Genomic DNA, 22,867 nt, shown 5'->3' on the forward strand with positions numbered 1-22,867 from the left:
CCGTGGATCAGGCAACCGACGTCATGATACCGGCTTGGTTGTGCGCGTTCAACCGACCAAGCGAGGCCATGGCGTCCATCCGCTGATTGTTGCCGCCGAGGCAACACCATGATCCCCTGGCCGGGCCTTCTGCCGCGGTTCAGGCCGACCTACGATCCGGGTGTCGTTCCAGCGCGCGCACCTTCCCGCGCCACGCTGCCTGGACCTGCCCAACCCCCTGAAGGAGTCACCATGAGTCAACGCCTGAACGCTTTCGCCCAATCGCCCGAACTGTTCAAGAAATTCGTCGAGTTCGGCATGCTCTTGAAGTCCGGCGCGATCGAGCAGTCCATCCTGTCGCTGGTGGAGATCCGGGCATCGCAGCTCAATGGCTGCGGCTTCTGCCTGGACATGCACGTGAAGGAAGCCAAGATCCGTGGCGAGCGCGAGCTGCGCCTGCACCATGTGGCGATCTGGCGCGAATCCACCGAGTTCTCGCCGCGGGAGCGCGCCTGCCTGGCCTGGACCGAGGCGCTGACCACGCTGGGCGCGCAGGGCGTGCCCGACGAGGTCTACGAGCGCGTGCGCACGCAACTGTCCGAAAAGGAGATCAGCGACCTCAGCTTCGCCATCATGTCCATCAACGGCTGGAATCGCCTGAACGTCGGCTTCCGGACCGTGCCCGGCTCGGCCGACAAGGCCTATGGCCTGGACAAGGCCAAGTTCAACTGAGGAGCGCGCCATGAAAATCCTGGTCATCGGCGGCACGGGCCTGATCGGCTCCAAGCTCGTCAAATTGCTCATCGAACGGGGCCATGACGCTGTCGCCGCGTCGCCCGCGACCGGCGTCGACACGATCACCGGCGCGGGCCTGGACGCGGCGCTGGTCGGGGTCGAGACGGTGGTCGACGTGGCCAACTCGCCGTCGTTCGAAGACAGGGCCGTGCTGGAATTCTTCCAGACCTCGGGGCGCAACCTGCTGGCCGCCGAGGCTCGCGCCGGCGTGCGCCACCATGTCGCGCTGTCGGTGGTGGGCACGCACCGCCTGGCCGAAAGCGGTTACTTCCGCGGCAAGATCGCGCAGGAACAATTGATCCAGGCGGCCGGCATTCCCTACACCATCGTTCACAGCACGCAGTTCTTCGAATTCCTGGGCGGCATCGTGCAGTCGGGCACCCAGGATGGCGATGTGCGCCTGTCGCCCGCCTACGTCCAGCCGATCGCGTCCGACGACGTGGCGCTGGCCATGGCCGACGCCACGCTGGCGCCGCCGGTGAACGGCATCGTGGAAATCGCCGGGCCCGAGCGCCTGCGCCTGGCCGAACTGGCGCGGCGCTACATGGACAGGATCGGCGACTCACGCACGCTGCGGGCGGACGCGGGCGCGCGCTATTTCGGGGCGCTGCTCGACGATACGACGCTGGTGCCCGGCCCCGGCCCGCGCCTGGGCGCGATCGATTTTGAAACCTGGTTCAGCCGTTCCGGTTCGGGCAAGTAGCGGCGCGCGCGGGGACTTCCATGAGCAGACCGCGGCCGCCTGCACAGGCGCTCCTGGACAAGTACCGGGGCGGTGATTTCCAACCCCTGTACGCCACCAGCGTGACGGTGCGGGGCGGCGAGGCCGCGCATGGCCGCGCCTCCGGCATCGCCATGTCGGATGACGGCGCGTTGCAGGTCGAGCTGCGCCTGCCTGTCGAACTGGGCGGCCCGGGCGGAGGAACCAACCCTGAGCAACTGTTCGCCGCGGGCTATGCGGCTTGTTTTCACGGTGCGCTCAGCATGCTGGCAGAGCGCGCCGGCCTGGCCATTGCCGATGCCTCGGTGACGGCCATCATCGCCTTTGGCCGCGATCCCGTCGACGGCCTGTTCGCGCTGTCCGCGGACATCAACATCCACCTGCCCGGCGTGGCCAGGGCGGTGGCCGAGGAGCTGGTGCGCAATACGGAACGCCTGTGTCCTTACGCCAAGATGGCGCAGGGCGGCATCGAATGCGTGGTGGCGTTGACGCAATAGCGATTCAGGCCGGCGCCGACAGCAGGCTGTCGAGGATCTGCAGGTCCAGCGCGCGGATGCGCTCGGTCATGTAGTCGATGAAGACCCGCATGCGCGCCGGCAGGTGTTGGCGGCTCAGGAAACACAGGTAGTGTCCGCGGTCGTCGGGCGCGTACTGCGGCAGGCACGCCACCAGCGTGCCGGCGCGCAGGTGGTCACAGACCTGATAGCCGGCCATCTGCGCGATGCCATGGCCGTCCAGCACCGCTTGCAAGACCAGGTCGGCGTCATTGAAGGTGAGCATGGCGGGCGGAGCGACTTTGCGCAGCTGGCCGCCGACCTTGAATTCCCACTCATATACGCGTCCGGAGGCGAGCCGGAAGTTCACGCAGCGGTGGCCGGCGATGTCGTCGACGCTGTCCGGCAGGCCATGGCGGGCGACGTAGGCGGGGGCGGCGCACAGCATCATCTGCATGGGTATCACTTTCTTGGCGATCACCTGGCTGTCTTCCATGCGGCCGTTGCGGAACGAGAGGTCGACGCGGTCGGTGGTGAAGTCGGTGGGGCCGTCGTCCAGCAACAGTTCCACCGAAATATCAGGATTGGCGTGGCGGAACCCTTGCAGCAGCGGCGCGACGACCTTGCGGCCGAAACCCACGGTGGAACACACGCGCAATTGACCCGCGGGCGGGCCCTCGCGCAGTTCCCGCATGTCGTCCAGGGCCTGGACGATGCGTTCCACACCGGGATGGCATTGTTCGTAGAAGCGCTCGCCCTCGAGGGTCAGCGAGGTGCTGCGCGTGGTGCGGACGAACAGGCGGGTGCCCAACTGGTCTTCCAGTTTTTGCACGCTGCGGCTGACCGCCGAGCGACCGATGCCCAGGCGGTCGCCGGCCTTGGCGAAGTTGCCTTCCGCGGCGACGGCGATGAAGGCCACGACGCCCGCGTAGCTGGTTGCAAAGCTGTCGGCCAGGGAGTCCGGCGCGGTGGAGCGGGGCGCGGCCGACGAGGCGGATGAGAGTGTCGACATGGTGGTGGCTCGGTGAGTGGGTGGGTCCTACCCCTTGGGTGGGTCCTACCCCTCAAGACGGCACACCGGGCAACTTTGTGACATCGTCCGCAAAAAATACGGGCTTTCCCTAGAGGCAAGGCCCGCGTGCGCGTGGGTCCGCTCCGAGCCGCCGACCGCCTATTCGACGGGTGTCAGGGCGGGGGCGCCCTGCTTCTTGATCAGGACCACCAGGAACCTGGCCGGCCTGGTCTGGCTGGCGTTGCGGCCTACGGTGTGAATATCGTCCGGCCCTTCGTAGAACGTCTGGCCGGCGGTCAGCGTCACTTCCCTGCCTCCCTTGACCTGCATGACGATGCTGCCCTCGAGCACATAGACGAAAGCATGGGCGTCGTGGCGATGGACCGGGTCGGCGCCGCCAGGAGGGTAGTCGACGAGCAGCATCAGGGCGTCCTTGCCGGGAATGTCCGGCAGGTTCCTGGTCGTCAATTCCGTGACCACCGGATTGGCCGGCCCGGCGGTGGCTGCGTGGTGGGAGGCGGCGTGGGCCGGCGAGGCCAGCAATGCGCCGGCGGCTATAAGGGGGAGTGCGAACTTCGCGATTCTCGACATGGCCTGTCCTTGGTTGAAAGGTGACAGGTCGATCGTAGAAGTGCGGCAGGCCCGGCGGTAGGTCCGCGCAGGGGATCACCGTGTTGCCCGCCGCGCACCAACGCGGGCGGCGGGCGGCGGGCAGTGGTCAGCCCCGGGCCAGCGCCGCCGCGATGCGCGCCAGCTTGTCCGGGTTGCGTTGCACCAGCACCCGCGTCAGGCGTTCGCCATCGGTCTCATAGGACTGCACGGATTCCAGTTGGCCATCGATGAAGCGCAGCAGGGCCCATTGCCCGTTCACCAGGACCACCTCGGTGCGCAACGCATCGCGGAACCGGCGCTTGCCCGCGTAGAACAGCTGTGCCAGGCGCTTGCCTCCCACCAGGCTGGCAAAGCTGCCGACCTTGCCGCCGCCGTCGCCAATGAGTTCGGCATCGTCGCTGAGCAGCGCATGCAGGCCATGGAAATCGCTGCGCTGCATCGCGTCGGCGAAGGCTTGCAGCAGGCGCTGCAGCGTCGCCCTTGGCACGGCTTCGCGCGGGGTGCCCTGGCGCAACTGCTGCCGCGCCCTTCGGACGAGCTGGCGCACCGCGGCCTGGCTCTTGTCTAGCGTCTGCGCGATGTCTTCATAGTCGGCGTCGAACACGTCGCGCATCAGGAAGGCCGCGCGGGCGTCCGGCGACAGGCGCTCCAGCATGAACAGAAACGCCACCGACACGTCGTCGGCCAGTTCGTGCAGCTGCTCCGGCGTGGACGGCGCGGCCATCAACATGGGTTCGGGCAGCCAGACTCCCACGTAATGGGCGCGCTCGGCCTTGGCCAGGCGCAGGCGGTCGATGGACAGGCGGGTGGCGACGGTGACCAGCCATGCTTCGGGATTTTCGATGGCGCCGCGGTCGGCGCCATGCCAACGCAGCCATGCGTCCTGCACCACGTCTTCGGCCTCGGCCACTTCGCCCAGCATGCGGTACGCGATCGCATACAGGCGCGGGCGATGACTGTCGAACAGGGTCACCGAGTCGGTCATGGCAGGGGTGGACGCGAAGGGAAGGGGATGTGGCAGGCGGCTATTTTGCCGCAGCGAGACGCGCCGCGACAAGCGGAAAACGCCGATGCGAACGCCTGGCGATGCGCAGTGGTGCGTCGCGCACAACAGCATGCTTCCCGCCGCGAGCCTACCGCCAGGGACGCGCCACCCCTAGGATGCCTCCATCGCCTTTCCGGCACGCCGCAAGGCTTTGCCGCCACCCCGCAGGATCGCGTCAATGCCGACCTGCCCGCGCTGTCGCGAGCCTGATCCAACCGCCTCTCTGGAGATCCCGTCATGCCATCCGCAACCCAAACCCTGCCGTTCAGCAGCCTGTCCGATCCGGGCGTCCGGCCTCCCCACGATCTGGTGCCCTCGCGTTATGCGCTGCGGGTGGGCGAGATCGATGCGCTGGTGATCAGCGATGGCGTGCTGCCGTTGCCCACCGCGACCATGGCCACCAATGCCGATCCCGCCGATCTGGCGCGGTGGCTGCAATACATGTTCATGCCGCCGGACGCCTTCGATTGGCCGCTGAACGTGATGGTGGCCCGCAGCGGCGACCAGACGATCCTGATCGACGCCGGCCTCGGCGGGCAGTTCCCGGGCTTTCCGCGCGCCGGCCAATTGCCCCAGCGCCTGGAGGACGCCGGCATCGCGCTGGAGTCGGTGACGGACGTGATCATCACGCACATGCACATGGACCATGTCGGCGGCCTGCTGGTCGATGGCGTGAAGGAACGCCTGCGGCCCGACGTGCGCATCCACGTGTCCGCGACCGAGGTCGCGTTCTGGACGTCGCCGGACTTCTCCCATACGGTCATGCCCAAGCCGGTGCCTGCCGTGCTCAGGTCGACCGCGACCAGTTTCTACAACGAATACCGCGACCGGCTGCGGATCTTCCAGGACCGGCACGAAGTGGCGCCCGGCGTGGTCGTGCGCATCACCGGCGGACATACCCCGGGACACAGCGTGGTCGACCTGATCGGCGGCGATGAGCGGCTGACCTTTGCCGGCGACGCGATATTCCCCGTGGGCTTCGATCATCCCGACTGGCACAATGGCTTCGAGCACGACCCCGAGGAATCCGCCCGCGTGCGGCTCCGCCTTTTCCAGGAACTGGCGCAGAACCGCGGGCTGCTGGTGGCCGCTCATCTGCCGTTCCCCTCCGTCGGCCGGGTGGCGATCGATGGCGACGCCTTTCGCTGGGTGCCGGTCATCTGGGACTACTGACCGCGCCGGCGCTGCTCTTTAAATAGCACACCGTTGTGACACACCGGGGCGCGAGCCCCGATGTGGCTTGGGTGTCGGGCTCGCGCCACAAATTCGTCCGATTTTCATCGATGATGATCCGCGTGTGCCGAGGTCCCAAAAACTGACATACAGCGTTCCTAGAATTCGTTCCGGTCATGCGCGGAATCGCCGCTCGTGTTGCGTGCCGACCCGCATGCGCATGTCTGTTCAATCAACGGGAATCTGTAATGAAAAAGACTCTGTTCGTCACCGCTCTGTTCGCCGCGCTGTCCGGCGTGGCGCATGCTGAAACCTCGGTGACCCTGTACGGCCTGATCGACACCGGCGTGGGCTTCCAGCGCATCAAGGGCAATGACGGCTACAAAGAATCGAAGGTCGGCATGTCCAACGGCGTGTCCAGCGGTTCGCGCTGGGGCCTGCGCGGCGCCGAAGACCTGGGCGACGGCCTGAGCGCCGTGTTCACGCTGGAAAGCGGCTTCAACTCGGCCAACGGCCAGTCGGGCCAGAGCAGCCGCCTGTTCGGCCGTCAGGCCACCGTCGGCCTGAAGGGCGATTCGTGGGGCCTGCTGGAATTTGGCCGCCAGACCAACATCGCCTCGAAGTACCTCGGCGCGATCGATCCGTTCGGCGCCAGCTACGGCCAGGCCAACGTTGGCGCCGCCTTCGGCGCCGCCAACACGGTCCGCCACGACAACATGGTCATGTACCAGACCCCGTCGTTCAGCGGCTTCCAGTTCGGCCTGGGCTACTCGTTCAACGTGGCCGACACGACCGCCGCGCAAACCGGCTTCAAGACGGCCGACAACACCCGTGCCATCACCACCGGCCTGCGTTACGTCAACGGCCCGCTGAACGTGGCCCTGACGTACGACCAGCTGAACATGGCCAACCAGCTCGGCACCGACGAGAAGCCGAAGCAGTGGATCATCGGCGGTTCGTACGACTTCGAAGTGATCAAGCTGGCGCTGGCCTACGGCCAGACGCGCAACGGCTGGTTCACCGGCCAGTCGCTCAACGCCTTCAGCAGCGCCGTCAATCCGTCGGGCAAGAGCTTCAGCTCCAACGTCGTGGCCAAGGACTTCAAGTCGAACTCGTACCTGGTCGGCCTGTCGGCCCCGGTCGGCGGCGCCGGCAATGTCCTGTTCTCGTGGCAGCGCGCCGACGCCAACAACACCTCGTTGACCGGCGGCGACGACACGATGAACATCTACAGCCTGGGCTACACCTACAACCTGTCCAAGCGCACCAACCTGTACGCGCTGGGTTCGTATGCCACGAACTTCGCGTTCATCGACGGCCTCAAGAGCACCGTCGGCATGGTGGGCGTGCGTCACCGCTTCTAAGCGGCGGCCAGCGATCCGGCGGCGCGCGCGGGTTGCGCGTCGCCGGACGCCGCGGTTGCATTGAGCGGACTGGGCGTCTTACCCGGCCACAGACGCGAAAAAAGCGGCCACCTCCCTAGCTCCACTCTCAGTCCGCTCACCCCAACTTCGGCGGGATGGGCACATGCTCAGCGGTCCATGCGCCGCCGGCACCGCGATGCGGCGCCGGCGGCGTTTGCATTGGCGCGGCGGTTGCGGCCAGGTCAGTCGTCGAGCGACGGCACGGTGCCGATCTGCGTCAGGATGCGCGGCGATTCCATGTCGCCGGTTTCCTTGTCGATCATGACCTCGTAGGCGGCGACGCCGGCGAACTTGCCGGCCATGGAGTTGGCGATGCGGATGGCGCCGAACTCGCTGCTGGCGGGCCGGATTTCGCCGGGGGCCACGCCATTGGCGGCGGTGCGGTAGGGAACGACGATGTACTGGACGACGTGAGTCTGGGCGATTTGAGCGGCTTCGGACACAGGAGTCTCCTGGAAGACGTTTTTCGGGCGAGCGCAATGTAGCACGTCACACTGTGTTTTTGTACAGTATTTTCGGATTCGTCGCCGGTTTTTTTTGAGGCGGGCGATGGCCCCAGGAAAACCCCTAGCGCGCAATCATTGCCCGATTCCTTTGCTGCATCTAATATTTTCGAAAATCTTTTGATTTTTATAAAAAAGAGGCAAGGGATGGAAGCGAACAGGTACGACGCCTATCGGGAAGACACCGCCGGCCGCGCCAACGTGGCGGACTCGCCGGAGCGCATCGCCTATTACCAGGACCTGGCGCGACTCGAGACCGGCGCGCTCTGGACGGTGGCCAACAAGATCGAGCCGTGGGCGCCGCGCTCGGCGTCGGTGCCGGTGGTCTGGCGCTACCAGGAACTGCGCGGCCACGTGCTGCGCTCGGCCGAGCTGGTTTCTCCGGAAGAGGCCGGCCGCCGCGTGATCTACCTGAACAACCCGGGCCGGCGCGACGTTGCCGCCGCGGTCGGCTGGCTGTATTCGGGCCTGCAGGTGATGCGGCCGGGCGAACTGGCATCGGCGCACAAGCATTCGCATTCGGCGCTGCGCTTCATCATGGAAGGCAAGGGCGCCTTCACGGTGGTGGACGGCCACAAGATGACGCTGGGCGCGAACGACTTCGTGCTCACGCCCAACGGCACCTGGCACGAGCACGGCGTGGCCGATGACGGCACCACCTGCATCTGGCAGGACGGCCTGGACATCCCGCTGGTCAACGCCTTCGAGGCCGGCTTCTACGCCGTGCATCCAGACCTGAACCAGACCGTGACGCACCCGGTGGACGACACCAGCGCGCTGTGGGGCAGCGCGGCGCTGCGGCCGCAGACGGCGGGCTGGACCAAGCCGTATTCGCCGCTCTTCAAGTACGAATGGGAGCCCACCTACGAAGCGCTGCGCCGCCACGCGCGGGTATCGGCGGGCAGCCCCTACGACGGCATCCTGATGGAATACACCAACCCGGCCACCGGCGGTCCGGTCATGCCGACCATCGGCGCCAGCATGCAGCTGCTGCGTCCGGGCGAGCACACCAAGGCCCACCGCCACACCGGCAGCTTCCTTTACCAGGTGGCCAAGGGCAGCGGCTTTTCGGTCATCGACGGCAAGCGCTACGACTGGACCGAGCGCGACATCTTCTGTGTGCCGTCGTGGGCCGTGCACGAGCACGCCAACCTGTCGTCCAACGACGACGCGTGCCTGTTCTGCTTCAACGACCTGCCGGTGATGCGCGCGCTGGCGCTGTACCGCGAGGAAGCGGTCAAGGACAACGACGGCCACCAGAAACTGATCTAGCGGCTGCGCCAACCCCACTGAATTTTCATCCGCCGCCCGGCGCAAGCCGGGCGCCTGTCTCAACTCGTCTTGAATTTCCTGGAGTTCCTATGCGCTTGGTAACTTTTCGCGCCCATCCCACCGCCGCCGCCCGCCTGGGCGCGCTGGCCGAAGGCTATGTGATCGACCTGGCCCTGCTGGGGCAAGCCGGCGGCGTCGCGCTGCCGGATGACATGCTGGCCTTCATCGACCTGGGCCCGGTAGCCGTGGCGCAGGCCTCGAAGCTGATGGAGTCGTACCGCGGCGCCTGGCCCGTGGGCACCGCGCTGCCGCAGGAGAACGTCAAGCTGCTGGCGCCGATTCCGCGTCCGCGCAAGAACATCTTCGGTATCGGCCTGAACTACGTCGAGCACGTTGCCGAATCGAGCCGCACGCTCGATACCTCGGCCGACCTGCCCAAGCAGCCGGTGATCTTCTCCAAGCCGCCCACCACCGTGATCGGCCCGGGCGACGCCATCGAGCACAACGCCAAGATCACCCAGCAACTGGACTGGGAAGTCGAACTGGCGGTGATCATGGGCCGCCGCGCCACGCGCGTGGCCGAGGCCGACGCGCTGTCGTACGTGTTCGGCTACAGCGTGATGCTGGACATGAGCGCGCGCGACTGCCGCCGCGCCGGCCAGTGGATCTATTCCAAGGGCCAGGACACCTACGCGCCGTTCGGCCCCTGCATCGTCACGGCCGACGAGATCCCCGATCCGCAGGTGCTGGACCTGTGGCTGACGGTCAACGGCGAGAAGAAGCAGGGCTCGAACACGCGCCACATGCTGTTCAAGGTGCCGTTCCTGATTTCGGACATCAGCGCCGGCATCACGCTGGAGCCGGGCGACATCATCGCCACCGGCACGCCCGAGGGCGTGGGCGCGGGCCGCAAGCCGCAGGAGTGGCTGTGGCCGGGCGACGTGGTGGTGGCGTGCGTGGAAGGCATCGGCACGCTGCGGCATCCGGTGGTGGCGGTCTAGGTGAAATTCCGGCGCGCGTCGCGGGGCGGCGCGCGCGGCGGTCTCCAAGGGGAAAACAATGATCAAGCAAACAATGTTGGCGGCGGGCCTGGCCTGGACGCTGGGTGGCGTGGCGCATGCGGCCGAGCCGGTCAGGATCGGCTTCATCGCCACGCTGTCGACGCCGGCCGGCTACATCGGCGAGGATGAGCGCGACGCGTTCAACCTGGCGATCAAGCAGGGCGGCGGCAAGCTGGGCGGGGTGCCGGTGCAACTGGTGATCGAGGACGATGGCCTGAAACCGGCCAACGCCAAGCAGGCGGCCGACCGGATGCTGCAGTCGGGCATCAAGCTGTTCACCGGCGTGAACTTTTCGAATGTGCTGGCGGCGGTGGCGCCGGGCGTGGTCAAGTCGGGCGCGTTCTACGTCAGCCTGAACCCGGGCCCGTCGAGCTTCGCCGGCGAGAAGTGCGACCAGAATTATTTCGTCGCCTCGTACCAGAACGACGCCTTCCATACGGCGGGCGGCGTGGCCGCCAATGAACTGGGCTACAAGCGGGTGGCGCTGCTGGCGCCCAACTACCAGGCCGGGCGCGACGCCATCGAGGGCTTCAAGCGCACCTACAAGGGCGAAGTGGTCGCCGAGATCTACACCAAGCTGGACCAGTCGGACTTCTCGGTCGAACTGGCGCGGGTGCGGTCGCTGGCGCCCGACGCCGTCTACCAGTTCCATCCGGGCGGCACCGGCATCAACTTCGTCAAGCAGTACGCCGCGGCGGGCCTGAACAAGACCGTGCCGATGCTGATGCCGAGCTTCTCGATGGACGCGCGCATGATCAAGGCCACCGGCGACGCGGCGCTGGGCGCGTACACCACCGGCATCTGGTCGCAGGATTTCGACAACCCGCAGTCCAAGGCCTTCGTGCAGGCCTTCAAGGAGGCCTACGGCCGCGTGCCCACCGACTATGCCATGCAGGCCTACGACACGGCGCAACTGATCGGCGCGGGCCTGAAGGCCACCGGCGGCGACCTGTCGCGCCAGGCCGAGTTCCGCGCCGCGCTGCGCAAGCCGGAGTTTGCCTCGCTGCGCGGCAAGTTCAGCATGAACACTAACCAGCATCCGGTGCAGGACCTGTACCTGATGCGCATCGACAAGGACGCCGACGGCGGCCTGTCGCCGCACCTGGTACGCAAGCTGGTGTCCGATGACAAGGACGCCTATGCCCAATTCTGCAAGATGCCGTCATGACCTTGCTCTTCGAACAGTTGCTCAACGGGCTGCAGTTCGGCGCGATGCTGTTCCTGCTGGCCGCCGGACTGACCCTGATCTTCGGGATCATGGGCGTGGTGAACCTGACCCACGGCTCGTTCTACATGGTGGGCGCGTACTGCGCGGCCTACGCCATCGGCAGCACCGGCTCGTTCCTGGCGGGCGTGCTGGCGGCGCTGCTGGGGGCGGGGCTGTACGGGCTGTCGGTCGAGGTGGTGGTGATCCGCAAGCTGTACAAGCGCGACCACCTCTACCAGGTGCTGGCCACCTTCGGCCTGCTGCTGTTCTCGAACGAGGCCGTCAGCCTGATCTTCGGCCGGCGCCCGCCGCTGGTGGGCATTCCGTCCTTCCTGGAAGGCGCGGTGACGCTGGCGCCGGGGTTCCAGTATCCACTGATCCGGCTGTCGTTCATCGCCGTCGGCGCGCTGGTGGCGGTGGGGCTGTGGTGGCTGGTGAACCGCACCCGCATCGGCATGCTGATCCGCGCCGGCGCCGATGACCGCGAAATGGTCGACGCGCTGGGGATCGACATCAAGAAGCTCTACACCCTGGTGTTTGGTTTGGGCGCGCTGCTGTGCGGGCTGGCGGGCGTGATGGCGGCGCCGCTGCTGGCGGTGGAGATCGGCATGGGCGAGCGCATCCTCATCACTACCTTCGTGGTCATCGTGATCGGTGGCGTGGGCTCGGTGCGCGGCGCGCTGGCGGGGGCGCTGCTGGTGGGCATGGTCGACAGCATGGGGCGGGCCTTCCTGCCGCAGCTGCTGGGCGCGGTGTTCTCGCCGGCCACGGCGGATCCGCTGGCCGCGGGCCTGGCGTCGGCCAGTATCTATGTGTTGATGGCGATCGTGCTGATCGCCAAGCCGGGCGGCCTGTTCCCGGCGCGGGGATGACAATGACAAAAACGCTTTCCAATCGCGCGCGCTGGGGCCTGGCGGGACTGATCCTGCTGCTGGCGCTGCCGGGCGCGGCGGCGGCCTCGGACACGCCGTTCCTGATCGGCGTGGTGACGCGCTTCCTGATCTACGGCCTGGCCGCGGTCAGCCTGGACCTGGTGATCGGCTACGGCGCCATGGTCAGCTTCGGCCATGCGATGTTCTTCGGGCTGGGCGGCTATGCGGTGGGCATCATCGCCTTCCACACCACCGAAGCCGGGCCGCTGTTCGGCTGGGCCGGCAGCAACGCCGCGCTGGTGGTGTGGCCGATCGCGCTGGCCGTGTGCGCGCTGGCGGGCTGGCTGTTCGGCTATCTGGCGCTGCGCACGCGCGGCGTGCAGTTCATCATGATCACGCTGGCGTTCGGGCAGATGGTGTATTTCATCCTGGTGTCGCTGCAGTTCTATGGCGGCGACGACGGGCTGATGATCTCGCAGCGCAATGTGCTGCCGGGCCTGAACCTGGAGAACCCGCTGACGTTCTACTACGTCTGCCTGGCGCTGCTGACGGTGTGGACGCTGCTGTGCATCCGCGTCACCAACTCGCGCTTCGGCATGGTGCTGCAGGCGCTGCGCCAGAGCGAGCGGCGCGCCATCAACCTGGGCGTGGCGCCCACGCCGTATCGCCTGAGCGCCTTCGTGCTGTCGGCGGTGGGCACCGGGCTGGCGGGCGTGCTGTGGGCCAACTATGCGGGGCTGGTGACGCCCGACATGGCGGCCTGGACCAAGTCGGGCGAGCTGATGGCCATCGTCATCCTCGGCGGCGTGGGCACGCTGCTGGGTCCGATCGCGGGCGCGGCGGTGTTCCTGGGACTGGAGCAGATGCTGTCGTCGCTGACCGAGCATTGGCTGCTGTACATGGGGCCGGTGCTGGTGCTGGTCGTGCTGTGGGGGCAGAAAGGGCTGTTCGGTCGCTTGCTGGAGACGCGCCATGCGGATTGAACCCACCCCCGAAGCGCTGCGCGCTCCCCCCTCAAGGGGGCATGCCGACGGCCCGGCGGAGCCGGCTCCGTGGCATCCCGATGAGGCATCGAACATGCAGACGCTGTTGCGTCTATCCGGGCTGCGCAAGGCCTTCGACGCGGTCGTCGCCACCAACGGCGTGGACCTGGACGTGCGCGCCGGCGAGATCCACGCCATCATCGGCCCGAACGGCGCCGGCAAGTCGACGCTGATCGCGCAGATCTGCGGCGAGATCCGGCCGGACTCGGGCACCATCGAGCTGGACGGGCGCGATGTGACGGCGCTGCGCGCCTTCGAGCGCGCCCGCCTGGGACTGGGCCGCTCGTTCCAGATCACCGAGCTGTGCCAGGAATACACCGCGCTGGAAAACGTGATCCTGTCCAGCATGCTCAAGGGCGGCCGCGCCTTTGGCGCATGGTCCGATCCGCGCCGCGATGCCGGCCTGAAGGCGCAGGCGATGCAATGGCTGACGCACGTCGGGCTGGCGGAGCGCCGCCACGTGCGCACCGCCGACCTGGCGCACGGCGAGAAGCGCCAGCTCGAACTGGCGGTGGCGCTGGCGCGTTCGCCGCGCCTGTTGCTGCTGGACGAGCCCATGGCCGGCATGGGGCCGGAAGAATCCGCGCGCATGACGCGCCTGCTGCTGGGCATGAAGGGCGACTACGGCATCCTGCTGGTGGAACACGACATGGATGCGGTGTTCGCGCTGGCCGACCGCATCAGCGTGCTGGTCTACGGCAAGGTGGTGTTCAGCGGCGCGCCCGACGAGGTGCGGCGCCATCCGGAAGTGCGCGCCGCCTACCTGGGAGAAGAACATGTTGAAGGTTGAGGGCCTGACCGGCGGCTACGGGTCGAGCAAGGTGCTGTTCGGCATGGCCTTCGAGGCCGCCGAGGGCGAGGTGATCTCGCTGATCGGCCGCAACGGCATGGGCAAGACCACCACCATCAAGACGCTGATGGGCATGCTGCCGGCCACCGGCGGACAGGTCCAGTTCCGCGGCCAGACGCTGGCGCGGCCCGCGCCCAGCGCGGTGGCGCGGCTGGGCGTGGGGCTGGTGCCGGAAGGGCGGCGCGTGTTCGGCTCGCTGACGGTGGAAGAAAACCTGGTGGCGACCTCGCGCGCCGCGCCGGGTGGCTGGGACCTGGCGCGCGTCTACGCGCTGTTCCCGCGCCTGAAGGAGCGCCGCGCGCAATCGTCGCGCACGCTGTCGGGCGGCGAGCAGCAGATGCTGGTGGTCGGCCGCGCGCTCATGACCAATCCCAAGCTGCTGATCCTGGACGAAGCCACCGAAGGGCTGGCGCCGCTGATCCGCCAGGAAATCTGGCGCTGCCTGCGGGCGCTGAAGGCCGAAGGCCAGACCATCCTGGTGATCGACAAGAACCTGCCCGAGATGGCGACGCTGGTGGACCGCCACTACATCGTCGACAAGGGCCGCGTGGCCTGGTCGGGCGCGCCCGCGGAACTGTCCGCGCAGCCCGAACTGGCGCAACGCTATCTCGGCATCTGACCGCTAAAGGAGCCACACGCATGTTGAACCTGCCCGTCTTCAAGGCCGCCGCCGTCCAGGCGGCCCCCGTGTTCCTGGACACCGACGCCACCGTCGACAAGACCTGCGCGCTGATCGCCGAGGCCGCCGGCAACGGCGCCAGCCTGGTGGCCTTTCCCGAGGTGTTCGTCTCGGCCTATCCCTACTGGAGCTGGGTGATGAACCCGGTGCAGGGCAGCCCGTGGTTCGAAAAGCTCTGCAAGAGCGCGATCGAGCTGCCCGGGCCCGAGATCCGCCGCATTGCGCAGGCCGCGCGCCAGCACCGCGTCAACGTGGTGGTGGGCGTGAACGAGCGCAGCCGCTACGGCGTCGGCACGATCTACAACACCATGGTCTTCATCAACGACGAAGGCCGCATCCTGGGCCGCCATCGCAAGCTGGTGCCGACCTGGGCCGAAAAGCTGACCTGGGCCCATGGCGATGGCGAATCGCTGCGCGTGTACGACACATCCGTCGGCAAGCTCGGCGGCCTGGCCTGCGGCGAGAACACCAACACGCTGGCGCGCTTCTCGCTGCTGGCGCAGGGCGAGATGGTGCACGTCGCCAGCTATATCTCGCTGCCGGTGGCGCCGCCCGATTACGACATGGCCGAGGCCATCCGGCTGCGGGCGGCGGCGCATTCGTTCGAGGGCAAGGTGTTCACGGTGGTGTCGTGCTCGACCATCTCCACCGAGATCCAGGACGCCATCAGCGCCAGCCATCCGGAGGCGCGCGAGATGCTGGCGCGCCGCAACAGCGCCTTTTCGGGAATATTGGGGCCGGACGGGCGCGTGATCGGCGAGCCGCTGATCGACGACGAAGGCATCGTCTACGCCGATATCGACCTGTCGCGCTGCATCCAGCCGCGCCAGATGCACGACATCGTGGGTCACTACAACCGTTTCGACGTGTTCGACCTGCGGGTGAACCGGCGCCCGCTGCAGGCGGCGCGCTACGACGACCTGGCCGAAGCGGGCGCCGCCGACCTGGATGGCGACTTCGAACCGCTGCCCGACTCGCCACGCGAGGCGCGGGGGTAAGGGCGGCCGCGCCGCGGGTAGAATGGGCCGCCTGAGCGCCCACCGGCCGCGCCGCCGAACGCCAGCTGACATCTGGAGAGCACGTTGAAGCCAAGAATCAAAGCGTCCCGCCAGGACGAGCCCGGCGCCGACGGGAGCGCCGAGGTAGAGGAAATCACGCTGTCCGAGCAGGTCTACCGCCTGCTCCGGCGCGACATCATGAGCGGCGCGTTCGCGCCGGGCCAGTCGCTGCGCCTGGAATTGCTCAAGCAACGCTACGGCAGCAGCTTTTCCCCGATTCGCGAGGCCCTGAACCGGCTGCGTAGCGAACGCATGGTGATCACCACCACCTCGCGCGGCTTTCGCATCGCGCCGCTCTCGGTCGAGGAAATGTGGGATGCCTGCGAAACCCGCATCCTGATCGACTGCGACGCGCTGCGGCGCTCGCTGGCCAATGCCGACGACGCCTGGGAGGCGCGGCTGGTCGGCGCCTACCACGCGCTGACGCGGGCCGCGCAGCGCGCCGGCGAGGCCGTGCCGCCCAGCCAGGAACTGGAGGAATCGCTCGAGGCGCGCCATCTGGACTTCCACCATGCGCTGATCGGCGCCTGCCGCTCGCACTGGCTGCTGGACCTGTCCACGCAGCTGTACGCGCAGACCGAGCGCTACCGGCGCCCGGCGCGCGCCGGCGCCACCGCCTACGGCCCCGAACGCAATGTCGACGACGAACACCGCCAGCTGCTGGAGGCGGCGCTGTCGCGCGACGTCGAGCGGTCGGTGGAAATGCTGGCGGCGCATTACCGCAAGACGGCGCAGTTCATCGAACACATCATTTCCCAGGAAGACAGGCAGGCCATTCATGCGTGACGCGGACATCGATCTCTTTTTCCCCACCATCGCCGAGCGCGAGGTGCAATACAACGCCCGCGAGTCGGTGGCCGACTTCGACGCCTGCGTGCGCCGCTATGCCGAGTCGGCCGCCGCGGTGAAGTCGCGCCGCCCCGGTCTGCTGAACCTGCGTTACGGCATGGGCCAGGACGAGCGGCTGGACCTGTTCCTGCCGGCGGCGAACCGCGGCCCGGCGCCGCTGTTCGTGTTCATCCACGGCGGCTACTGGCGCGCGCAGCGCAAGGAAGACGCGCCGGTGATGGCCGAGGCCTTCAACGCGGCCGGCGCGGCGGTGGCGGTGCCGGAATACACCCTGGCGCCCGAAGCGACGCTGCCGGAAATCGTGCGCGAGATGCGCTCGGCGCTGGCCTGGCTGTACCACAACGCGGCGACGTACGGTGTCGATCCCGAGCGTATCTACGTCGGAGGCAGTTCGGCCGGGGGGCATCTGGCGGCGATGCTGGCCGCGCCCGCCTGGCCGGCGCGCTACGGCGTGCCGGACGACGTGATCAAGGGCACGCTGGCGCTGAGCGGCCTGTTCGACCTGCGGCCGCTGTGCGACGTCCTCCCCAATACCTGGCTGCAACTGACGCCGGAGCAGGCGGCGCGCCACAGCCCGATCTTCAACCTGCCCGAGCGCGCCGGCCCCATGTTGCTGGCTGTCGGCGGCCTGGAGACGCAGGGTTTCAAGAACCAGACCGAAGCCTTCGAGCGCGCCTGGACCGGCGCGGGCCTGCAGGCCACGCGCATCCCCACGGACCATTGCAACCACTTCGACCTGGTGAACGAGCTGGAAGACCCGGCCAGCGAGCTGACCCGCGCCACCCTGGCGATGATGGGCCTGGCGCAAGCCTGAGCGGGTTGACGGAGACGGGCGCGCGATGGCCGACCTGAAACTGCTCGAAGACCTGATCGCGCTGGCGCAGAGCGGCAGTTTCGTGCGCGCCGCCGAGGCGCGGCACGTCACGCATCCCGCCTTCGGGCGCCGCATCCGCGCGCTCGAGGCCTGGGCCGGCGCGCCGCTGGTGGAGCGCCAGCGCGTGCCCGTGACGTTGACCGCCGAGGGCGAGGCGCTGCTCAAGACCGCCACCCAGGTGGTCGAGCAGATGGGCCTGGTGCGCCATCGCATCCGCAGTTCGGGCGCGGGCGGCGAGGCGGTGCTGCGCATCGCCACCGGCCGCAGCCTGTCGCGCACCGTGGTGGGCGACTGGATCGCGCGGCTGCGCCACCGCGCGCCAAAGGTCCTGGTCGAAGGCACGCAGCTGGAAATCTCCACCGGCAAGATGGAAGACATGGCGATGCGGCTGGAGCAGGGCAAGGTCGACCTGCTGTGCTGCTACGAACATCCGGCGCTGTCGATGCAACTGAATCCGGTGCGCTATCGCTACATGACGCTGGGCACCGACAAGCTGGTGCCGGTCAGCCAGGCCGACGGCCGCGGCCGCGCCCGCTACGCGTTGAGTGAAGGCGGCCAGGCGGCGCCGCTTATCACCTATGCCGGCGGCCTGTCGATGGAGCGCATCCTTGGCGACCGGCTCGAAGCCACGCCCTACGCGCTGACGCCGTTCGTGCGCATCGATTCGCTCGATGCCGCGCATGGGGCCGCGCTCAAGGGCCTGGGCGTGGCCTGGCTGCCGTGGTCGATGGTGGCGGCCGATTGCCGCCGCGGCACGTTGGTGTCGCTGGGCGGGCGCAGCGACGAGATCGCATTCGAAGTGCGGCTGTACCGCTCCCGCGCGCGCCTGGCGGACCTGGCCGAGGCCGCCTGGGAAGCCACGGCGAATCGCAAGGCCTAGGGGGCGTCGCCCGCCAAGGGTGCCCGGCACCGGCGAGGCGGCCGCTTGCAACCAAATCAGCACGTAAATGTGCTGATTTGGCACGAAGTGGGCGCGATGCGCGCCGCAGAATGTCTCCCGATATTCCAAACGAGGCGGCGCCGCCGTCCACCACAGCACCCCAGGGAGAAACCCATGATTTCGATCACGCATCCGCTGCGCGGCGCGCTGGCCGCGCTCTGTGCCGCGTCCACGCTGGCCGTGGCCGCCCCGGCCATTGCCGCCGGCTACCCCGATCATCCCATTTCGCTGGTCGTCGGCTATCCCGCCGGCGGCAGCGTCGACCTGACCGCGCGCCTGTTCGGCGAGGAGCTGGCCAAGCGCATCGGCCAGAGCGTGGTGGTCGAGAATGCGGGCGGGGCCGGCGGCACCATCGGCGCGCAACGCGTGGCCCGCGCCACGCCGGACGGCTACACGCTGCTGCTGGGATCGACCAACGAAATGGTGGTCGCCCGCATGATCAACAGCGCCGTCAAGTACGACGGCGCCAAGGACTTCACCGCGCTCGGCGTGATCTCCTCTCAGCCCATGGTGTTGGCGGCCAGCAAGAATTCCGGCGTGAAGACCGCTTCCGAATACCTGCAGAAGCTGCGCGCCACCGCGCCGGGCAGTTTCAACTACGGCTCGTCGGGCGTCGGCACCACGCTGCACCTGGCCGGCGAGATGATCAACCAGGAGACCAAGACGCGCGCCGAGCACGTGCCGTATCGCGGCGTCTCGCCGCTGGTGACCGACCTGATGAGCGGCCAGCTGGATTTCGGCATTCTGGTGCTGTCCTCGGGCCTGCCGCAGGTCCGCGCCGACAAGATCGTGGCGCTGGGGGTGACGCAGCCCAAGCGCTCGCCGGTGGCGCCGGAGATTCCCGCGCTGGCCGAGACGCCGGGATTCGAGGCGGTCGACCTCGGCATCACGTTCTCGCTGTACGGCCCGGCCGGCCTGCCCGAGCCGGTGGCCGCCAAGCTGCGCGAGGCGCTGGCCGATACGCTCAAGTCGGAACAGTTCCGCGCCAAGATGCTGGAAGCCGGCGGCGTGCTGGCGCAGCCGGGCGTGGATCCGGTGGCCTCGCAGGCGGCCGAGACGCGCAAGTATGGCGAGCTGGTCAAGGCGGCCAAGATCGAGGCGCAATAAGCGCGACCCGTTTCCATGCCGGCGGCCGCCCAGCGCGGCCGTCGGCGCATCCAGATCCCCACACCGCATCAACGCAGGCTATTTCATGGATTTCACCCTTCCCGTTCCCGACCTCGCCGCCGAGCGCCTGGGCAATACCGATACGCCGGGCGTCTGGCATTTCGACTCGGGCCAGCCCGGCCGCGCCCTCATGCTGTCCGCGCTGGTGCACGGCAACGAACTGTGCGGCGCCTGGGCGCTGAAGGATCTGCTGGCGGCGGGCCTGCGGCCGCGCCGCGGCAGCCTGACGCTGGCGTTCTGCAACCTGCCGGCCTTCGACCGTTTCGACCTGGCGCGGCACGACGCCTCGCGTTTCGTCGACGAGGACATGAACCGGGTCTGGAGTGCCGAGCGCCTGGACAATCCCATCAGCAGCGACCGCCGGCGCGCCGCCCAGTTGCGGCCGTGGGTCGAGCGCGCCGACTGGCTGCTGGACCTGCATTCGATGCACGAGCCGGGCGCGCCGCTGCTGCTGACAGGCGTGCTGCCGCGCAATATCGCGCTGGCGCGACGCTTGAAGGCGCCGCAGCATGTCATCGTGGATGCCGGCCACAAGGACGGCGTGCGCATGCGCGACTTCGCGCAGTTCGGCGATCCGGCGCGCGACACGGCCTGCGCGCTGCTGATCGAGTGCGGCTTTCACGGCGACCCGGCGGCGCGCGATGTTGCGCGCGACATGGTGGCGCGCATGCTGGTCGCATCGGAGGTGATGGACGCGGCTGACATCCCGGCCGACTGGCTGCAACCGGATGCCGTGGCGCAGCGCGTGCTGGAAGTGACCGACGCGGTGGTGGCGCCGTCGATGGACGTGAGCTTCGCGCAGCCCTGGCAGGGCCTGGAGACACTGGAGAAGGCGGGATCGGTGATCGGCTGGGCCGACGGCCGCGCGATCGTGTCGCCCTATGACCGCTGCACGCTGGTGATGCCGTCGCTGCGCCAGCTCAAGCCGGGCGTGACGGTGGTGCGATTGGCGCGCGATTACGCGGATTGAATGGCTCCGGCGCGATGACGGCGGTCGAATGACGAGGAGGGCGGACGTGGCGCGCGCCGAGTCCGCCCTCCGCCCCAGGGCCATGGCGCGCGAGGCGTCACGCCCCGGGGCGGTCCAGGCCGCCGTTACTTCTGCGGCGTGTAGCGCAGTTCGTCGAGCTGGTAGCCCTGCGCCGTAGCGGCCGCCAGCGCGCGGTCCAGGTCTTCCTTGGGCAGTTGCGGCGAGCGCGACAGGATCCACAGGTATTTGCGGTCGGGCGTGCCGACCACGGCCCAGCGGTAGTCCGGGTCCAGCCCGATGACCCAGTAGTCGCCCTTGATCGGCTTGAAGAACGAGACCTCGAGCTTGGCGTTGTTGCTGCCTTCGACCACCGTGGCGGTGCCCGAGGCCGAGTCGATGTCGCCATCCTTGGTGCGGCAGCGGTTGTTGACGCCGACGGTGCCGTCGGGGTGCAGCGTGTACTCCGCGGTGGTGTCGCCAACGCAGTTGCGCTGGAAGAACATCGGGAAATTGGCGATCTCGTACCACATGCCGGCATAGCGCTTGAGGTCGACCGATTCCACGGTCTGCATGGGCGGCGGCGCGGCGTAGGAGATCCCGGCCGCGCCGGCGGCCAGGGCCAGCAGTAATGTTGCAATGCGGCGCATGGGGTAAGCCTCCTGATCCAAAACCTTAACGATACGCCTTATTTGCGAGGCGCTTTCAGCGCGGCGTGGTAGCGGGCGACGTAGGTGTCGAAATCGACGTCATCGGATTGCTCGATACGGCGCTGTTCGGCGCTGGAGTCGAGCGCGGCCTGGCGGTATTCGGCGGCGACGTCCGCCGGCAGGGGCTCGGCGCGCAGGGCCTGGGCATGTTCGCGGCTCTGGTGCAGGGAATAGTCGTGGAACGATTCGCCGCTGTCGGTGAGCGCCGCGAGCAGGCGCGCGGAGGGCGTGTCGTCAGGGCGGCCCAGCTTGGCCCGTTGCGCGGCCAGGCTGTCGGCGTAGGCGCTGCCGCCCAGCGCGGCGTCGTACAGCGCGGCGTAGGGCGCGATCTGGTCCAGCAGTTCCCGGCCCCACTGCGCCAGCTCGACCGCCTTGCCTTCACGGTCCAGCTGCAGGCCGGGCTTGCGGCCTTCCTTGACCACGGTGGAAAAGTTGTCGGCGCTGCGCTGACAGTAGCCGTTGGCGGGGAAGAAGGGGCTGTCGGAGGCAGCGCAGAACAGCAGGAAGGCATCCACGAAACGGCTGGTGTCGGCGTCGATGCCCACCGGTGATTCGGGGTTGATGTCCAGGCAGCGCACTTCCACGTACTGCACGCCGCGTTCGGCGAGCGCGGTGATGGGGCGTTCGCAGCGGCCGGTGGCGCGCTTGGGGCGGATGCTGGAGTAGTACTCGTTTTCGATCTGCAGCACGTTGGTGTTGAGCTGGATCCATTCGCCGTTGCGATGCGTGCCGAGCTTCTGGTAGTCGGGCCAGGGCTGGGTGACCGCGTCGTACAGGCGGCCGAGGAAGGTGTCGAGATCGTTGTAGCAGAGCTTGAGCTGCGACTGCGCCTTGTTCTGGTAGCCCAGGTCGCTCATGCGCAGGCTGGTGGCGTAGGGCAGGTACAGGGTATGGTCGCCCAGGCGCTGCAGGCCGTGCTCGCCATCGCGCAGGAAATCACGCGCCAGCGCCGGCGCGGCGCCGAACAGGTACATCAGCAGCCAGGAATAGCGCGTGAAGTTGCGGATCAGGCCGATGTAGCCGCGCGAACGCCGGTCCTGGTCGGTGCCGGGCTGGGTGTCGAGCACCGACCACAGCGCTTCGGGCAGCGAGAAGTTGTAGTGGACGCCGGCGATGCACTGCATGGTCTTGCCGTAGCGCTCGGCCAGGCCACGGCGGTAGACGTGCTTGAGCATGCCGGTATTGGACGTGCCGTACCAGGCGATGGGAATGTCGGCCTCGGCGGGCAGGGTGGCCGGCATCGACTGGTTCCAGATCAGCTCATGATCCAGCACGCTGTAGACGTGGCGGTGCGTGGCGGTCAGCTCGGCCAGCAGGGCGTCGACATTGGCGTGGGTGCCGGTGATCAGTTCGAGCAGCGATTCCGAATAGTCGGTGGTGACGTGTTCGTTGGTCAGCGCGGAGCCGAGCCCGGCCGGGTGCGGCGTGCGGGCCAGGATGCCCTGCTCGTCGACGCGCAGGCCTTCTTTTTCGATGCCTCGCAGGGTCTGGGCCAGTAGCGAGCGGTTGGCTTCCAGGCGGGAGAGGCGTTGGGCGGCGGTATCAGTCACGGAATCTTCT

At 68.0% G+C, this 22,867-nt stretch carries 24 protein-coding genes; 18 read left to right on the forward strand and 6 right to left on the reverse strand.

The annotated features are described in order from the left end of the window. The first annotated feature begins 231 nt into the window (after positions 1–231). The 3 genes from ACVN9Z_RS09320 to ACVN9Z_RS09330 are packed head-to-tail and all read left to right on the forward strand — an operon-like array spanning position 232 to position 1,992. On the forward strand, positions 232–711 hold the full coding sequence (locus ACVN9Z_RS09320; protein WP_006386803.1) for a carboxymuconolactone decarboxylase family protein: 480 nt from the start codon (positions 232–234) through the stop codon (positions 709–711). Between the two features lie 10 nt (positions 712–721). Beyond that, on the forward strand, positions 722–1,477 hold the full coding sequence (locus ACVN9Z_RS09325; RefSeq protein WP_458213352.1) for an SDR family oxidoreductase: 756 nt from the start codon (positions 722–724) through the stop codon (positions 1,475–1,477). Positions 1,478–1,497: 20 nt separating this feature from the next. Continuing rightward, positions 1,498–1,992: an Ohr family peroxiredoxin gene (locus ACVN9Z_RS09330; protein WP_006386805.1), complete on the forward strand. Its 495-nt coding sequence runs from the start codon at positions 1,498–1,500 to the stop codon at positions 1,990–1,992. A 4-nt stretch (positions 1,993–1,996) separates the two neighbouring features. Here the strand turns inward: ACVN9Z_RS09330 and ACVN9Z_RS09335 are convergent, their stop codons facing one another. The 3 genes from ACVN9Z_RS09335 to ACVN9Z_RS09345 all read right to left on the reverse strand — a co-directional run bounded on the left by ACVN9Z_RS09335 (position 1,997) and on the right by ACVN9Z_RS09345 (position 4,598). Further along, on the reverse strand, positions 1,997–3,001 hold the full coding sequence (locus tag ACVN9Z_RS09335) for a LysR family transcriptional regulator (RefSeq protein WP_024067564.1): 1,005 nt from the start codon (positions 2,999–3,001) through the stop codon (positions 1,997–1,999). A 159-nt stretch (positions 3,002–3,160) separates the two neighbouring features. Next, entirely contained in the window at positions 3,161–3,592 is a 432-nt protein-coding gene (locus ACVN9Z_RS09340) for a cupin domain-containing protein (protein ID WP_049053329.1), read from the reverse strand. A gap of 127 nt (positions 3,593–3,719) precedes the next feature. Continuing rightward, entirely contained in the window at positions 3,720–4,598 is an 879-nt protein-coding gene (locus tag ACVN9Z_RS09345) for an RNA polymerase sigma-70 factor (RefSeq protein WP_054483615.1), read from the reverse strand. 297 nt (positions 4,599–4,895) lie between these two features. Here ACVN9Z_RS09345 and ACVN9Z_RS09350 point away from each other — a divergent pair, with 297 nt between their 5' ends. Both ACVN9Z_RS09350 and ACVN9Z_RS09355 read left to right on the forward strand, forming a co-directional pair. After that, positions 4,896–5,831 carry an MBL fold metallo-hydrolase gene (locus ACVN9Z_RS09350; protein WP_054470838.1) on the forward strand — a complete coding sequence of 312 codons (936 nt, stop codon included), beginning with the start codon at positions 4,896–4,898 and terminating at the stop codon, positions 5,829–5,831. A 248-nt stretch (positions 5,832–6,079) separates the two neighbouring features. Beyond that, positions 6,080–7,195, forward strand: coding sequence for a porin (locus ACVN9Z_RS09355; RefSeq protein ID WP_024067568.1), 1,116 nt, complete (start codon positions 6,080–6,082; stop codon positions 7,193–7,195). Between the two features lie 242 nt (positions 7,196–7,437). Here the strand turns inward: ACVN9Z_RS09355 and ACVN9Z_RS09360 are convergent, their stop codons facing one another. Further along, the gene (locus ACVN9Z_RS09360; protein WP_024067569.1) at positions 7,438–7,698 is read right to left on the reverse strand and encodes a hypothetical protein; all 261 of its coding nucleotides are present in this window, start codon (positions 7,696–7,698) and stop codon (positions 7,438–7,440) included. Positions 7,699–7,905: 207 nt separating this feature from the next. On the opposite strand from ACVN9Z_RS09360, the gene ACVN9Z_RS09365 reads away from it, so the two are divergent. The 13 genes from ACVN9Z_RS09365 to ACVN9Z_RS09425 all read left to right on the forward strand — a co-directional run bounded on the left by ACVN9Z_RS09365 (position 7,906) and on the right by ACVN9Z_RS09425 (position 20,600). Next, positions 7,906–9,030 carry a cupin domain-containing protein gene (locus ACVN9Z_RS09365; RefSeq protein ID WP_054470839.1) on the forward strand — a complete coding sequence of 375 codons (1,125 nt, stop codon included), beginning with the start codon at positions 7,906–7,908 and terminating at the stop codon, positions 9,028–9,030. Between the two features lie 89 nt (positions 9,031–9,119). After that, positions 9,120–10,031, forward strand: a complete 912-nt coding sequence (locus ACVN9Z_RS09370; protein WP_020925409.1) for a fumarylacetoacetate hydrolase family protein — start codon at positions 9,120–9,122, stop codon at positions 10,029–10,031. Positions 10,032–10,089: 58 nt separating this feature from the next. Beyond that, a complete protein-coding gene (locus tag ACVN9Z_RS09375) occupies positions 10,090–11,259 on the forward strand; it encodes an ABC transporter substrate-binding protein (RefSeq protein ID WP_024067572.1) in 1,170 nt (389 codons plus the stop codon). Continuing rightward, entirely contained in the window at positions 11,256–12,170 is a 915-nt protein-coding gene (locus ACVN9Z_RS09380; protein WP_006386815.1) for a branched-chain amino acid ABC transporter permease, read from the forward strand. Before ACVN9Z_RS09375 ends, ACVN9Z_RS09380 begins: the two co-directional genes overlap by 4 nt. Next, complete coding sequence (locus tag ACVN9Z_RS09385; RefSeq protein ID WP_006386816.1) at positions 12,167–13,153, forward strand: branched-chain amino acid ABC transporter permease; 987 nt, start codon at positions 12,167–12,169, stop codon at positions 13,151–13,153. The genes ACVN9Z_RS09380 and ACVN9Z_RS09385 overlap by 4 nt, the downstream gene beginning before the upstream one ends. Before the next feature lie 94 nt (positions 13,154–13,247). Further along, a complete protein-coding gene (locus ACVN9Z_RS09390) occupies positions 13,248–14,003 on the forward strand; it encodes an ABC transporter ATP-binding protein (protein ID WP_006386817.1) in 756 nt (251 codons plus the stop codon). Further along, positions 13,990–14,682: an ABC transporter ATP-binding protein gene (locus ACVN9Z_RS09395; protein WP_006386818.1), complete on the forward strand. Its 693-nt coding sequence runs from the start codon at positions 13,990–13,992 to the stop codon at positions 14,680–14,682. The genes ACVN9Z_RS09390 and ACVN9Z_RS09395 overlap by 14 nt, the downstream gene beginning before the upstream one ends. 20 nt (positions 14,683–14,702) lie before the next feature. After that, complete coding sequence (locus ACVN9Z_RS09400) at positions 14,703–15,740, forward strand: carbon-nitrogen hydrolase family protein (protein ID WP_054443760.1); 1,038 nt, start codon at positions 14,703–14,705, stop codon at positions 15,738–15,740. Positions 15,741–15,824: 84 nt separating this feature from the next. Continuing rightward, positions 15,825–16,586 (forward strand): GntR family transcriptional regulator, encoded by a 762-nt coding sequence (locus ACVN9Z_RS09405; protein ID WP_006386821.1) that lies wholly within the window; start codon positions 15,825–15,827, stop codon positions 16,584–16,586. Further along, entirely contained in the window at positions 16,579–17,463 is an 885-nt protein-coding gene (locus ACVN9Z_RS09410; RefSeq protein WP_054472707.1) for an alpha/beta hydrolase, read from the forward strand. Before ACVN9Z_RS09405 ends, ACVN9Z_RS09410 begins: the two co-directional genes overlap by 8 nt. Positions 17,464–17,488: 25 nt before the next feature. Further along, the gene (locus tag ACVN9Z_RS09415; RefSeq protein WP_006386825.1) at positions 17,489–18,403 is read left to right on the forward strand and encodes a LysR family transcriptional regulator; all 915 of its coding nucleotides are present in this window, start codon (positions 17,489–17,491) and stop codon (positions 18,401–18,403) included. 174 nt (positions 18,404–18,577) lie between these two features. Beyond that, positions 18,578–19,570, forward strand: a complete 993-nt coding sequence (locus ACVN9Z_RS09420; RefSeq protein WP_070540447.1) for a Bug family tripartite tricarboxylate transporter substrate binding protein — start codon at positions 18,578–18,580, stop codon at positions 19,568–19,570. Positions 19,571–19,655: 85 nt separating this feature from the next. Next, the gene (locus ACVN9Z_RS09425; protein ID WP_006386827.1) at positions 19,656–20,600 is read left to right on the forward strand and encodes a M14 family metallopeptidase; all 945 of its coding nucleotides are present in this window, start codon (positions 19,656–19,658) and stop codon (positions 20,598–20,600) included. Positions 20,601–20,725: 125 nt separating this feature from the next. Here the strand turns inward: ACVN9Z_RS09425 and ACVN9Z_RS09430 are convergent, their stop codons facing one another. Both ACVN9Z_RS09430 and gshA read right to left on the reverse strand, forming a co-directional pair. Beyond that, positions 20,726–21,247, reverse strand: a complete 522-nt coding sequence (locus tag ACVN9Z_RS09430; protein ID WP_006386828.1) for a lipocalin family protein — start codon at positions 21,245–21,247, stop codon at positions 20,726–20,728. Positions 21,248–21,285: 38 nt separating this feature from the next. Continuing rightward, positions 21,286–22,857 (reverse strand): glutamate--cysteine ligase, encoded by a 1,572-nt coding sequence (gshA, locus tag ACVN9Z_RS09435; RefSeq protein WP_241076742.1) that lies wholly within the window; start codon positions 22,855–22,857, stop codon positions 21,286–21,288. Positions 22,858–22,867: the final 10 nt, after the last annotated feature.

The sequence above is a fragment of the Achromobacter sp. KK8 genome (genome assembly GCF_054188005.1).

What these genes read in the sequence shown, in the direction of transcription:
- ACVN9Z_RS09320 (WP_006386803.1), top strand. Translation starts at nt 232, where the DNA reads ATGAGTCAACGCCTGAACGCTTTCGCCCAATCGCCCGAACTGTTCAAG.
- ACVN9Z_RS09325 (WP_458213352.1), top strand. Translation starts at nt 722, where the DNA reads ATGAAAATCCTGGTCATCGGCGGCACGGGCCTGATCGGCTCCAAGCTC.
- ACVN9Z_RS09335 (WP_024067564.1), bottom strand. Translation starts at nt 3,001, where the DNA reads ATGTCGACACTCTCATCCGCCTCGTCGGCCGCGCCCCGCTCCACCGCG.
- ACVN9Z_RS09430 (WP_006386828.1), bottom strand. Translation starts at nt 21,247, where the DNA reads ATGCGCCGCATTGCAACATTACTGCTGGCCCTGGCCGCCGGCGCGGCC.
- ACVN9Z_RS09380 (WP_006386815.1), top strand. Translation starts at nt 11,256, where the DNA reads ATGACCTTGCTCTTCGAACAGTTGCTCAACGGGCTGCAGTTCGGCGCG.
- ACVN9Z_RS09350 (WP_054470838.1), top strand. Translation starts at nt 4,896, where the DNA reads ATGCCATCCGCAACCCAAACCCTGCCGTTCAGCAGCCTGTCCGATCCG.
- ACVN9Z_RS09385 (WP_006386816.1), top strand. Translation starts at nt 12,167, where the DNA reads ATGACAATGACAAAAACGCTTTCCAATCGCGCGCGCTGGGGCCTGGCG.
- ACVN9Z_RS09345 (WP_054483615.1), bottom strand. Translation starts at nt 4,598, where the DNA reads ATGACCGACTCGGTGACCCTGTTCGACAGTCATCGCCCGCGCCTGTAT.
- ACVN9Z_RS09400 (WP_054443760.1), top strand. Translation starts at nt 14,703, where the DNA reads ATGTTGAACCTGCCCGTCTTCAAGGCCGCCGCCGTCCAGGCGGCCCCC.
- ACVN9Z_RS09390 (WP_006386817.1), top strand. Translation starts at nt 13,248, where the DNA reads ATGCAGACGCTGTTGCGTCTATCCGGGCTGCGCAAGGCCTTCGACGCG.
- ACVN9Z_RS09375 (WP_024067572.1), top strand. Translation starts at nt 10,090, where the DNA reads ATGATCAAGCAAACAATGTTGGCGGCGGGCCTGGCCTGGACGCTGGGT.
- ACVN9Z_RS09425 (WP_006386827.1), top strand. Translation starts at nt 19,656, where the DNA reads ATGGATTTCACCCTTCCCGTTCCCGACCTCGCCGCCGAGCGCCTGGGC.
- ACVN9Z_RS09355 (WP_024067568.1), top strand. Translation starts at nt 6,080, where the DNA reads ATGAAAAAGACTCTGTTCGTCACCGCTCTGTTCGCCGCGCTGTCCGGC.
- ACVN9Z_RS09340 (WP_049053329.1), bottom strand. Translation starts at nt 3,592, where the DNA reads ATGTCGAGAATCGCGAAGTTCGCACTCCCCCTTATAGCCGCCGGCGCA.
- ACVN9Z_RS09370 (WP_020925409.1), top strand. Translation starts at nt 9,120, where the DNA reads ATGCGCTTGGTAACTTTTCGCGCCCATCCCACCGCCGCCGCCCGCCTG.
- ACVN9Z_RS09420 (WP_070540447.1), top strand. Translation starts at nt 18,578, where the DNA reads ATGATTTCGATCACGCATCCGCTGCGCGGCGCGCTGGCCGCGCTCTGT.
- ACVN9Z_RS09415 (WP_006386825.1), top strand. Translation starts at nt 17,489, where the DNA reads ATGGCCGACCTGAAACTGCTCGAAGACCTGATCGCGCTGGCGCAGAGC.
- ACVN9Z_RS09330 (WP_006386805.1), top strand. Translation starts at nt 1,498, where the DNA reads ATGAGCAGACCGCGGCCGCCTGCACAGGCGCTCCTGGACAAGTACCGG.
- ACVN9Z_RS09395 (WP_006386818.1), top strand. Translation starts at nt 13,990, where the DNA reads ATGTTGAAGGTTGAGGGCCTGACCGGCGGCTACGGGTCGAGCAAGGTG.
- ACVN9Z_RS09410 (WP_054472707.1), top strand. Translation starts at nt 16,579, where the DNA reads ATGCGTGACGCGGACATCGATCTCTTTTTCCCCACCATCGCCGAGCGC.
- ACVN9Z_RS09365 (WP_054470839.1), top strand. Translation starts at nt 7,906, where the DNA reads ATGGAAGCGAACAGGTACGACGCCTATCGGGAAGACACCGCCGGCCGC.